Genomic DNA, 10,815 nt, shown 5'->3' with positions numbered 1-10,815 from the left:
TTCCTGAAGAACAACCCCGACATGGCGGCCAAGATCGAGGCCACCATCCGGCAGAATTCCGGCCTCGTCGCCGAGCGCATTCTCGACGAGGCGACTCCCACTGCGGACGATCTGGACGAAGGCGACGCCTGAGCCTCGTCTCCGAGCCCTCATCCTAAGGAGCCGCGGCACGCGGCATCTCGAAGGATGCTTCAGGAGGCTCGGGCGACAGCTGAACCATCCTGCGAGACGCAGCCGATGGCTGCTCCTCAGGATGAGGGCTCACAGAAGGTCCGCTGCTTTCGAAGCACGCGAACGGGCGGCCGTCGAGCCGCCCGTTGTCGTTTTCGCTCAACGCCTTGGCCGGCGGCGCTCTCGACAGCGGCAAGTCGCCTCACTAGAACGCTTGAAACCGCCGGCCCGGCCCGGACGGCAGCCCGATAGCCAAGAGTTCGAACGACAATGAGCGGCGTCAACGACATCCGGTCGACCTTCCTCGACTACTTCAAGTCCAACGGCCACGAGATCGTGCCGTCGAGCCCGCTCGTGCCGCGCAACGACCCGACGCTGATGTTCGCCAATTCGGGCATGGTGCAGTTCAAGAACGTCTTCACCGGCCAGGAAAAGCGGCCCTATTCGCGCGCCACCACCGCGCAGAAATGCGTCCGCGCCGGCGGCAAGCACAACGACCTCGACAATGTCGGCTACACCGCGCGCCACCACACCTTCTTCGAGATGCTGGGGAATTTCTCCTTCGGCGACTATTTCAAGGAACAGGCGATCACCCATGCCTGGACCCTGGTCACCCGCGAATTCGCCCTGCCCAAGGACAAGCTCCTCGTCACCGTCTATTCCGAGGACGACGAGGCCCATGGCCTGTGGAAGAAGATCGCGGGCCTGACCGACGACAGGATCATCCGCATCCCGACCTCGGCCAATTTCTGGCGCATGGGCGACACCGGCCCCTGCGGCCCCTGCTCCGAGATCTTCTACGACCATGGCGATCATATCTGGGGCGGCCCGCCCGGTTCGCCCGAAGAGGATGGCGACCGCTTCATCGAGATCTGGAATCTCGTCTTCATGCAGTATGAGGAAGCGGCGGGTGGCGTCCGCACCGACCTTCCCCGCCCCTCGATCGACACCGGCATGGGGCTGGAGCGTGTCGCCGCCGTCCTTCAGGGCACGCATGACAATTACGAGATCGACCTGTTCCGCGCGCTCATCGGCGCCATCGCGGATCTGACCTCCGTCGATCCGGCCGGCCCGATGAAGGCGAGTCACCGCGTCATCGCCGACCATCTGCGCTGCTCGGCCTTCCTGATCGCCGATGGCGTGCTTCCCTCCAATGAAGGCCGCGGCTATGTGCTGCGCCGGATCATGCGCCGCGGCATGCGCCATGCGCAATTGCTCGGCGCCAGGGAGCCGCTGATGCATCGGCTGGTGCCGGCGCTGACGCGCGAGATGGGCCGCGCCTATCCGGAGCTGCTGCGCGCCGAAGCGCTGATCACCGAGACGCTGAAGCTGGAGGAGACGCGCTTCCGCACCACGCTGACCCGCGGTCTCTCGCTTCTCGACGAGGCCTCGAAGGACCTCACCGCCGGCCAGAGCTTGAAGGGCGATGTCGCCTTCACTCTCTATGACACCTACGGCTTCCCGCTGGACCTGACGCAGGACGCGCTGCGCGCCCGCGAGATCGGCGTGGATGTCGAGGGCTTCGACGCCGCCATGCAGCAGCAGAAGGCCAAGGCCCGCGCCGCCTGGTCGGGCTCGGGCGAAGCCGCGACCGAGACGCTGTGGTACCCGCTGCGCGACCGGCTCGGCGCCACCGAATTCCTCGGCTACGACACGGAAGCCGCCGAAGGCGTGGTCACGGCGCTGATCCGCGACAATGCCGAGGTCTCGTCGCTGAAAGCCGGCGAGAGCGGCGTCATGCTGGTCAACCAGACGCCGTTCTATGGCGAGTCGGGCGGACAGGTCGGCGATGCCGGCACGGTCCGCGCGCCGGGCGTGGTCGCGACCGTGTCCGATGTGCAGAAGAAGCTCGGCGACGTTTTCGCCCATAGCGTCACGGTCAAGGAGGGCGAGCTCGCGGTCGGCGCCGCGGTCGAACTCGTCGTCGATCACGAGCGCCGCGGCGCCATCCGCGCCAATCACTCGGCCACCCATCTGCTGCACGAGGCGCTGCGCCTCGTTCTCGGCGACCATGTCGCGCAGAAGGGCTCGCTCGTCTCGGCCGACAGGCTGCGCTTCGACTTCTCGCATCCCAAGCCGATCTCGGACGAGGAACTGCGCGAGGTCGAGGAAATCGCCAATGCGATCGTGCTCAGGAACGAGCCCGTCACCACCCGCCTGATGAGCGTGGACGAAGCCATCGCATCGGGCGCGCGCGCGCTCTTCGGCGAGAAATACGGCGACGAGGTCCGCGTCGTCTCGATGGGCACGAACGGCGCCGGCAAGCCCTATTCGGTTGAGCTCTGCGGCGGCACCCATGCGGCGCGCACGGGCGATATTGGCCTTGTCAGCATCGTCGGTGAAGGAGCCGTCGCCGCCGGCGTGCGCCGCCTCGAGGCCATGACCGGCAACGGCGCCCGGCTGCGGCTCAACGAGGAGTCCCGCCTGCTCGAGGGGCTTGCGAGCCTGCTCAAGGTGCCGGCCCATGAGGCAGGCAGCCGCCTCGCCGCGCTGATCGAGGAGCGGCGCAAGCTCGAGCGGGATCTGACCGAGGCGCGCAAGAAGCTCGCCATGGGTGGGGGCGGCTCGGACGCCGACCCGATCCGCGAGATCGGCGGCGCCAAGCTGCTGGCACGCGCCGTCACCGGCATCGAGATGAAGGATCTCAAGAGCCTCGCCGACGAGGCCAAGACCCGCATCGGCTCCGGCGTCGTCGCCATCGTGGGCGTCGTCGAAGATGGCAAGGCCGGCGTCGTGGTCGGCGTCACGCCCGATCTCACCGAGCGCTTCGATGCGGTGGCGCTGGTGCGCACGGCTTCCGAGGCGCTGGGCGGCAAGGGCGGCGGCGGTCGCCGCGACCTCGCACAGGCTGGCGGCCCCGATGGCGACAAAGCGGAGGCCGCCCTGGAAGCTGTCGCCGCCGCGATGGGATGAGCGCGACGAGGGACGGCGCGGCGAGCACTGCCACTCCCGGGCTCTCCCGCCGCTCGGTCCTCGGAGTGGTAGGGCTTTGGCCCGCTTACGCGGCTGCCGATCCGCGCAAGCCGGCCGCTCCGGCGAAGCCCGCTGTCAAGAATGCTCCTGCCCTGTCCGCCGCGCGCAGCATCATGGCGGGCGCGCCCCTCAGCGTCTTCCTGACGAACAAGCCCGATGGCGCGCGTCTCGCCATCGCCCGGCCGGGCGATCCCCCGGACAAGGCGATCGTGGTGCTCCAGTCCGGTGCGAACGTGCCTGCGCTGCAGACGCCGGGCACAGCGGGCGACTACGAATTGCGGCTGATGATCGACCGCGACGGCAGGCCGGCCATCCTGATATCCCAGCCCCTGACGGCGACCGAGCCGAGCGCCACGCTGGCGGCGCCGGCCAGGGTCGGGCCGCGTCAGGCCTTGCCGGTGCGCGGCATCGGCCCCAATGGCGAGTTCGACCGGGTCACATTGGTCGCTCCCGATGCGCCGCCGGAGGCGCAGGGGCCGCGCTTCTTCCCGGCCGAGAATGTCGAGGCGACTCTGGAGGCGCCCGAACAGCCGGGCCTCTACGAGCTGCGCTATGTGCTGAACGCCCCCGTCAGCGGCCTGCGGGTCATCGCGCGCAAGGCCGTCGCGGTCGAGTGAACTTCCGCGCCGTCACTCCCCCTCCCTTGTTGTCTTGCCTCAGCCCTGCCCGGCTGCCTCGCGCTGCTTCAGCAGGGCGTTGAGCATGTCCTGCTGCTCGTTCAGCCGGTCGGCGATGGATTCCTCCATGGCTGCGCCGGAGGCACCAGCGGCCTGCTCCATCAGGTCGGAGATGTTGTTGCGCAGGAGAGCGATCCGCTCGTCCAGTTCCGTCGGCGCAGCGCTGTCGGACATGTCGTGTTCCCTCTCCATGGATGGGCCGGTCTCTTCCGGCTGGACCGCATCATCTCCGGCGCGGCGGCGACGACATTGATCTGCGTCATGCCCGTGGCGTTTCGCAGGTTGCCCGCTCAACGCGCCAGCGCGTGACGCCGTTCCGGCTGGGCGCAAGCAAAACGAAAAAGCCCGGCCGTCGCCGGCCGGGCTCGTAAGTCTGTCAGCTGGATGAGGCCGCTCAGGCGGCCATCGCCTTGCGCATGTTCTCGCTGACCTTCTCCAAGAAGCCGGTCGTCGAGAGGAACTTCTGGTCGGGGCCGACCAGCAGCGCGAGGTCCTTGGTCATGTCGCCGGCCTCGACCGTATCGACCGTGACCTTCTCGAGCAGCGCGGCGAACTTGGCGAGCTCCTCGTTGCCGTCGAGCTTGGCGCGGTGGGACAGGCCACGTGTCCAGGCGAAGATCGAGGCGATCGAGTTGGTCGAGGTCTCGCGGCCCTTCTGGTGCTCGCGGTAGTGGCGGGTGACCGTGCCGTGCGCGGCTTCCGCCTCGACGGTCTTGCCGTCCGGCGTCATCAGCACGGAGGTCATCAGGCCGAGCGAGCCGAAGCCCTGCGCCACCGTGTCGGACTGCACGTCGCCATCGTAGTTCTTGCAGGCCCAGACATAGCCGCCCGACCACTTCATCGCCGAAGCGACCATGTCGTCGATCAGGCGGTGCTCGTAGGTGATGCCCAGCTTGTCGAATTCGGCCTTGAACTCGGCCTCGTAGACCTCCTGGAAGATGTCCTTGAAGCGGCCGTCATAGGTCTTGAGGATGGTGTTCTTGGTCGAGAGATAGACCGGATACTTGCGCATCAGGCCGTAGTTCAGCGAGGCGCGGGCGAAGTCGCGGATCGAGTCGTCGAGATTGTACATCGCCATGGCGACGCCGGCGTTCGGGGCCTTGAAGACCTCCTTTTCGATCACCTGGCCATCCTCGCCGACGAACTTGATCGAGAGCGAGCCCTTGCCGGGGAACTTGAAATCGGTCGCGCGGTACTGGTCGCCGAAGGCGTGGCGGCCGATGACGATCGGCTGGGTCCAGCCGGGAACGAGCCGCGGCACGTTCTTGCAGATGATCGGCTCGCGGAAGATCACGCCGCCGAGGATGTTGCGGATGGTGCCGTTGGGGCTCTTCCACATCTCCTTGAGGTTGAACTCCTTCACGCGTGCCTCATCCGGCGTGATGGTCGCGCATTTCACGGCGACACCGTGCTTCTTGGTCGCGTTGGCGGCGTCGATGGTGACCTGATCGTTGGTCGCGTCGTGGTTCTCGACCGAGAGGTCGTAATATTCCAGATCGAGGTCGAGATACGGGAAGATCAGGGTGTCCTTGATCTTCTGCCAGATGATGCGGGTCATCTCGTCGCCGTCCATGTCGACGACCGGGTTGGCGACCTTGATCTTGCTCATGCGATGACCCCTGCTCTCTCGAAGTAGATCGTTCACGAACCCCAGGCTTCGGCGCCCAAGGCTCGCGGCTGGGCGCTTCCTAGAACATCGGGTGGAAAAGGGGAATCGACTTTTCGTGGGAGGGGGTGTCGAGCCTCGATGCTGCACTGCCGCAAAATCGGCATGTTCCTGCGCCAGCCTCGCGCACTCGATCGACAGAGCATGGCCGACCGAGTTGCCTTCTTCCCTCGCAACCATCCGTGCCGGGTCCGCCCCGGCCGCCCTCCTCCTCGCGCTGCTGCTGTCCTGGCAGGCGCAGGCACAGGAGCCCGCCCCCTCCCTCGGGGAATGGACCGCGCCTGCCATCCCGATCCCGCGCGGCGCCCTGACGGAGTTGGCCGAGCCGGGGGCTCAGCCGGAACTGGCCAGCCTGCCGGGTGGCGACCCCGAGCCTGCCGAGACGACGCAAGCACCGGCGTTCGACCCCTCCGCCGTCGCGACCGGGCGTCGGGGCACCGGTTTACGCCCCACCACGCTCGTGCCGGTCGGCGTCATCCGCAACGGCTTCGCCACGCGCGACGGCATCGCCCCGGCGAACCAGCCCCGCGCCGTCGGCGTCAAGCTCGGCCAGGATGTGTTCTCGGTCTCGACCACGCTCAGCGGCCCGGCCGATTCCGCCGGATCGCGGCAGGCGAGCCTCGGCTGGCACTGGGCTCAGCCGGTTTCCTCCGGCACCGGATTGATCTGGGGCGTCTCCACCGGCGGCACCAGCACGCTCGGCGCTGCGCCGGAGCAGAACGGCGACGCCGTGATCGGCTATCGCCGCACGCTGCTGCCGCATGTCACGCTGACGTCGCAACTGGGCGTGAACGGGCAATATGTCTTCGGCCCCGGGGAGAGTTTCCACTCGGCTCTGGTGCCGCAGGTGAAGCTGAGCGTCGATCTCGCCAAGGCGGCCGAGCTGCCCTGGCAGGCCTCGGTCGATCTCAGCCTCGCCCGCAAGCTGCCGCTGATCGCCAGCGAGCACCAGACCACGGGCACCGCGATGCTCTCGCTGAAATACAAGCTGCAATAGGCGCCGCGCCGGGAAAGCGCCTGTTATCGACCGAGCTTGGCCAGTTCCACCGCGGCCCGCAGCTCGATATGGGCCAGCACATCGTCGAGGCGCGGATCGTCGGTCGTCTCGCGGCGCAGAGCGAGCGCAGTCTTGAGCCTCTCCAGCTCGGAGGGCAGAACCCGGCCGGAGAGCAGCGCCGCCTTCAGCCGGTCGAGCCCGTCCAGCAGATCGTGGCCGCGCCGCGCCTGCTTGCGCTTGCGCTCCTGCTGGTCTTCGTCGGCCTGCACCGCGAGCAGCATGTCGAGCGGGCCGGAGGCGGCCACGCCCGCACTGCGGGCGGGAGCCTCGCTCTCCGGGGTGGGAAGCGAGAAGGACGAAGCGCTGCTCGTGCGCCTCGCCGAACTCGTCGGGCCGACGTTCGAGACGGGCGCGCGCTGGTCGATCCTGATCATGGCGGCCTCGTGAGGATGCCGGAAAGGTGCGCCGGCATGGTTAACAGCCGGTAAACCACCCGGCAGAAACTGCCGCCCCGGCAGGAACGGCACGCCGCTTCGCAGCGGGAAAACCCTGCCCCACAGGACCAAACAACTGAAAAACAACACCTTTCAAATGCCGTGCGTTTGGCACGGCACTCGCAGGGCTGGGGCGAACCCCTTTGCCCCCGGTGCCGACGCATGTTCCGCAAGCCTGCCCTGACGACGCTGCTGAAGCCGATGGCCGCGATGCTGGCCGTCGTCGTCGGGCTGACGTCGCAGCCGGTCTTCGCGCTGTCGCGCATCAAGGATCTCGCCTCGGTCGAAGGTGTGCGCACCAACCAGCTGCTCGGCTACGGCATCGTCGTCGGCCTCAACGGCACGGGCGACACGCTGAACAACGCCCCTTTCACCAAGCAGTCGCTCACCGCGATGCTGGAGCGGCTCGGCGTCAACACCCGCGGCGCCAATATGCGCACCGCCAACGTCGCTGCGGTGATGGTGACGGCGAACCTGCCGCCCTTCGCGACCCAGGGCACGCGCGTCGACATTTCGGTCTCGGCCATGGGCGACGCCAAGTCGCTGCAGGGCGGCACTCTTCTGGTCACGCCTCTGCTCGGCGCCGATGGCGAGGTCTACGCCGTCTCGCAGGGCCCGGTCGCGATCGCCGGCTTTTCGGCCGAGGGCGAGGCCAGCAAGATCACCCGAGGCGTGCCGACCGTCGGGCGCATCGCCAACGGCGCCGTCGTCGAGCGCGAGATCGAGTTCTCGCTGAACAAGCTCCAGACCCTGCGGCTCTCCCTGCGCAATCCGGATCTGACGACGGCCCGCCGCGTCGCCGCTGCGATCAACGATTTCATCGGCGGCGATTCCGCCGAGCCGACCGATCCCTCGACCGTCGCGCTGCAGATTCCGCCGCGCTTCAAGGGCAACATGATCAAGCTGCTGACCGATATCGAGCAGCTCAAGGTCGAGCCCGACCAGCTGGCCCGCGTGGTCATCGACGAACGCTCCGGCATCATCGTGATGGGCAAGGATGTGCGCGTCTCCACCGTCGCGGTGGCGCAGGGCAATCTCACGGTCACGATCAGCGAGCAGCCGCAGGTATCCCAGCCCGAGGCGCTCAGCCGCGGCCAGACGGTCGTGACGCCGCGCACCAACGTGAAGGTCGATACGGGCGGCGGCAACAAGCTGGCCCTCGTCAAGGAAAGCGTGACGCTGGCCGAGCTGGTCGACGGGCTGAACGCCCTCGGCATCGGCCCGCGGGACCTGATTTCCATCCTCCAAGCCATCAAGTCGGCCGGCGCACTCCAGGCCGAAATCGAGGTGATGTGATGACTGCCGCGCTCGCGCTCCCCGCCGCCAAGCTCGCCCTGGGCGTCGCCGGCCAGGTCGCCGGAAAGGTCGTCGGCGGCCTGACCTCCGCCCTCGATCCCGCCAAGGCCAAGGCGAAGAAGCAGGCCGACGATTTCGAGGCCATGTTCCTCGAACAGATGACGCAGCAGATGTTCTCCGGCACCGGCGCGGAAGGCCCCCTCGGGCAGAACGGCACCGGCGGCGAGATCTGGCGCACCCAGCTGACCAATCAATATGCGCAGCAGATCCAGAAGGCCGGCGGTGTCGGCGTGTCGGACCAGATCATGCGCGAGATGCTGAAGCTGCAGTCGCAGGGCGCGAGCCAGGCATGAGCATGCGCGCAGCCACGATCCTCGACGAACGGCCCCGGGTTTCCGGGCCGGCCGAGGCCCGCGCCCTGATCGAGGCGGTTCTGGAGGCGCTCGGCGCCCTCTCCCATCTGGTGGGCGAGGAGACGGAACTCGTCCGCGCCGGCCGCCTGCCAGAGGCGATGACGCGCGAGGCCCGCAAAACCGAGCTCGCCGGCATCTATATGCGCGGTGTCGAGCAGGTGAAGCTGAACGCGGTGGCCCTCGCCCGCTTCGCGCCGGATCTGGTGCGCCGGCTGAAGGACGCCCACCTCTCCTTCCAGCTCCTGATCGAGACCAACCAGCTCGTGCTGGCGACGGCGCGCGCCGTCTCCGAATCCATCATTCGCGATCTGGCGGCCGATGCGAACAAGCCGATGCGCGCCGCAGGCTACGGCCCGGCCGCCTCGGTCGGCGCGGGCGTCTATGCCCGCCCCAATTCCGGCCCGCTCGTGGTCTCGAAGCGCCTGTGAGAGACCGCCGCCGCTGGCACGTTCCCCACGCTCCCGCCGGGCCGAAGGCCCAAACGGGCCGCTGCCACGGTAACCTTCAACATTTACCTAATTTTCTAACGGCGGGTTCAATCTTTTCTGGCAGCGTCGGGAGGATAGGACCGTCTTGTGCGGCCCAGGCCTTGCTCTGACACGCGGCGTGAAGGCGCCGTTTCCCCTACTCCAGAAGGAGTGCAGCCATGGATTTCGGCAGCCCCCCACGGATGGCCGCCCTGACCGCGACCTCGCCGCTCGCCCGCACCGATGTGAGCGCGCAGGCCGGCGGCGTCGCCGTGGAGCTTCCCCCCGAAAAGACGGTCCAGTCCGCCAGCGCGGGTGGCGCGGTGCAACTCGACATACGCCCCGAGGCTCAGCGCCGCTTCCAGCAGGAGACGAAACCCGAGCGGTCCGAGACGGCGCAGCGCAGCGCAGCGGATGAGCAAGCCCGTGCGGCTCTGCAGAAGAAAGTCGTCATCGAGCAGAACACCCATTCCGTCGTCACCCAGCTGCGCGATCCGCATACGGGCGAGACGGTGAGCATGGTGCCCGACGAGGCCACGCTGAAGCTGCGCCTCTTCGCAAGGGCGCTGGCCGAGCGACAGGAGAGCCAGAACGCCGTCCCCTCGATCGAGCGCTCCGCTTGAGGAGCCCGGCCCCGCGGCCGGACGTTCTCACCGATATCGAGACGGCCCGCCCCTAAGGCGGGCCGTTTTCGTTCCCGGCCGGCGCGAACCGCCCCGTCTCTTAACACGTCGTTGACCATTGCCTTCGATCGGCGCCGATCCCGCGACTTGAACGGATCGAATTTACCTCTCGTTACGAAGCGGCGGGGCAGTGTCCTCGGGTCGCGGCCAGAACGGCCCGACGCCAGAAAGGCTTCAACCCAGAAGGGTCTTCACTATGGCCGTTTCCATCTCCGCCGGCGTCCGTAACGCCGTTTCTTCGCTTTCCTCCATCCAGTCGCAGGCCCAGGCGATCCAGGGGCGTCTTGCGAGCGGCAAGCGCGTCAACTCCGCGATCGACAGCCCGGTGAATTTCTTCACCGCCGCGTCGCTGAACGACCGGTCGAGCCAGCTGACCGGCCTGCTCGACGGCATCTCGAACGGCATCCAGACCATTCAGGCGGCCTCGAAGGGCATCGACGGCATCACCAAGCTGGTGCAGTCGCTGCAGTCGACCGTGAAGCAGGCCCAGGCTGACGCGGCCCAGAACCGCCCGACCAAGGCCGGTACGGCTCTCGCCACCGCCGCCGAAGCCGCGGTGACCAGCAAGAGCCTGAAGGACATCGCCCTCGACAAGAAGATCGCCGGCGCCGATGCGACGGCCGATGCCGCCACCGCGAGCACCTCGGGTGACCTCGGCATCGACACCTCGGCCAGCCCGCAGGCCGCGATCTCGATCACGGTCGGCTCGACCACCTACGAAGCCTCCTTCGCCAACGCCAACGCCACGGTCCGCGACCTCGTCAACGAGATCAACAAATCCGGTCTCGTGACCGCCTTCGTCGACGAGAAGGGCCAGCTCAACGTCAAGGGCAACGGCTCGGAGACGGTCGACTTCGGCTTCGGCGTCGGCGCGGACGCCGCCGCCGCGAAGGTCGCCGCCGGCACCGGCACCAGCAACACCAAGATCGGCTTTGCGGCCGCGGACGCCGCCGTCGGCACCTCGACGATCACCTCGTC

11 protein-coding genes and 1 pseudogene are annotated in these 10,815 nt (G+C 67.8%); 9 read left to right on the top strand and 3 right to left on the bottom strand.

Annotation, left to right across the window (positions count from 1 at the left end; translation table 11 throughout):
• The 3 genes and pseudogenes from ACOJTB_RS05830 to ACOJTB_RS05820 form a co-directional block, all read left to right on the top strand.
• Positions 1-132, top strand: a pseudogene (locus ACOJTB_RS05830) (recombinase RecA); the annotation flags it as partial.
• 309 nt (positions 133-441) lie between these two features.
• Positions 442-3,084 (top strand): alanine--tRNA ligase, encoded by a 2,643-nt coding sequence (gene alaS / locus ACOJTB_RS05825; RefSeq protein ID WP_420101575.1) that lies wholly within the window; start codon positions 442-444, stop codon positions 3,082-3,084.
• A 173-nt stretch (positions 3,085-3,257) separates the two neighbouring features.
• On the top strand, positions 3,258-3,761 hold the full coding sequence (locus tag ACOJTB_RS05820; protein WP_420101574.1) for a hypothetical protein: 504 nt from the start codon (positions 3,258-3,260) through the stop codon (positions 3,759-3,761).
• A gap of 39 nt (positions 3,762-3,800) precedes the next feature.
• Here the strand turns inward: ACOJTB_RS05820 and ACOJTB_RS05815 are convergent, their stop codons facing one another.
• On the bottom strand, positions 3,801-3,995 hold the full coding sequence (locus ACOJTB_RS05815) for a hypothetical protein (RefSeq protein ID WP_420101573.1): 195 nt from the start codon (positions 3,993-3,995) through the stop codon (positions 3,801-3,803).
• A gap of 220 nt (positions 3,996-4,215) precedes the next feature.
• On the bottom strand, positions 4,216-5,430 hold the full coding sequence (locus tag ACOJTB_RS05810) for an NADP-dependent isocitrate dehydrogenase (protein WP_420101572.1): 1,215 nt from the start codon (positions 5,428-5,430) through the stop codon (positions 4,216-4,218).
• A gap of 214 nt (positions 5,431-5,644) precedes the next feature.
• Between ACOJTB_RS05810 and ACOJTB_RS05805 the strand changes: the two genes are divergently transcribed.
• On the top strand, positions 5,645-6,484 hold the full coding sequence (locus tag ACOJTB_RS05805; RefSeq protein WP_420101571.1) for a hypothetical protein: 840 nt from the start codon (positions 5,645-5,647) through the stop codon (positions 6,482-6,484).
• 23 nt (positions 6,485-6,507) lie between these two features.
• Here ACOJTB_RS05805 and ACOJTB_RS05800 read toward each other — a convergent pair whose 3' ends face one another.
• Complete coding sequence (locus ACOJTB_RS05800) at positions 6,508-6,918, bottom strand: flagellar assembly protein FliX (RefSeq protein WP_420101570.1); 411 nt, start codon at positions 6,916-6,918, stop codon at positions 6,508-6,510.
• Positions 6,919-7,179: 261 nt separating this feature from the next.
• Here ACOJTB_RS05800 and ACOJTB_RS05795 point away from each other — a divergent pair, with 261 nt between their 5' ends.
• From ACOJTB_RS05795 to ACOJTB_RS05775, 5 genes are all read left to right on the top strand, one after another.
• Positions 7,180-8,274 carry a flagellar basal body P-ring protein FlgI gene (locus ACOJTB_RS05795; RefSeq protein ID WP_420101576.1) on the top strand — a complete coding sequence of 365 codons (1,095 nt, stop codon included), beginning with the start codon at positions 7,180-7,182 and terminating at the stop codon, positions 8,272-8,274.
• A complete protein-coding gene (locus ACOJTB_RS05790; RefSeq protein WP_420101569.1) occupies positions 8,274-8,627 on the top strand; it encodes a rod-binding protein in 354 nt (117 codons plus the stop codon). Before ACOJTB_RS05795 ends, ACOJTB_RS05790 begins: the two co-directional genes overlap by 1 nt.
• Positions 8,624-9,115 (top strand): hypothetical protein, encoded by a 492-nt coding sequence (locus ACOJTB_RS05785; RefSeq protein ID WP_420101568.1) that lies wholly within the window; start codon positions 8,624-8,626, stop codon positions 9,113-9,115. Before ACOJTB_RS05790 ends, ACOJTB_RS05785 begins: the two co-directional genes overlap by 4 nt.
• 218 nt (positions 9,116-9,333) lie before the next feature.
• Complete coding sequence (locus ACOJTB_RS05780; RefSeq protein ID WP_420101567.1) at positions 9,334-9,777, top strand: hypothetical protein; 444 nt, start codon at positions 9,334-9,336, stop codon at positions 9,775-9,777.
• Between the two features lie 256 nt (positions 9,778-10,033).
• Positions 10,034-10,815: flagellin N-terminal helical domain-containing protein (locus ACOJTB_RS05775; RefSeq protein ID WP_465248398.1), on the top strand; the 782-nt coding region annotated here is incomplete at its 3' end.

Source organism: Allobosea sp., assembly GCF_048595345.1.
Lineage (GTDB): Bacteria > Pseudomonadota > Alphaproteobacteria > Rhizobiales > Beijerinckiaceae > Allobosea.
This window is presented reverse-complemented; position numbering and strand designations above follow the sequence as displayed.

Bases quoted from the DNA above. Each gene is read 5' to 3' on its own strand.
- alaS (WP_420101575.1), top strand. From the start codon at position 442: ATGAGCGGCGTCAACGACATCCGGTCGACCTTCCTCGACTACTTCAAG.
- ACOJTB_RS05820 (WP_420101574.1), top strand. From the start codon at position 3,258: ATGGCGGGCGCGCCCCTCAGCGTCTTCCTGACGAACAAGCCCGATGGC.
- ACOJTB_RS05815 (WP_420101573.1), bottom strand. From the start codon at position 3,995: ATGTCCGACAGCGCTGCGCCGACGGAACTGGACGAGCGGATCGCTCTC.
- ACOJTB_RS05810 (WP_420101572.1), bottom strand. From the start codon at position 5,430: ATGAGCAAGATCAAGGTCGCCAACCCGGTCGTCGACATGGACGGCGAC.
- ACOJTB_RS05800 (WP_420101570.1), bottom strand. From the start codon at position 6,918: ATGATCAGGATCGACCAGCGCGCGCCCGTCTCGAACGTCGGCCCGACG.
- ACOJTB_RS05795 (WP_420101576.1), top strand. From the start codon at position 7,180: ATGGCCGCGATGCTGGCCGTCGTCGTCGGGCTGACGTCGCAGCCGGTC.
- ACOJTB_RS05790 (WP_420101569.1), top strand. From the start codon at position 8,274: ATGACTGCCGCGCTCGCGCTCCCCGCCGCCAAGCTCGCCCTGGGCGTC.
- ACOJTB_RS05785 (WP_420101568.1), top strand. From the start codon at position 8,624: ATGAGCATGCGCGCAGCCACGATCCTCGACGAACGGCCCCGGGTTTCC.
- ACOJTB_RS05780 (WP_420101567.1), top strand. From the start codon at position 9,334: ATGGATTTCGGCAGCCCCCCACGGATGGCCGCCCTGACCGCGACCTCG.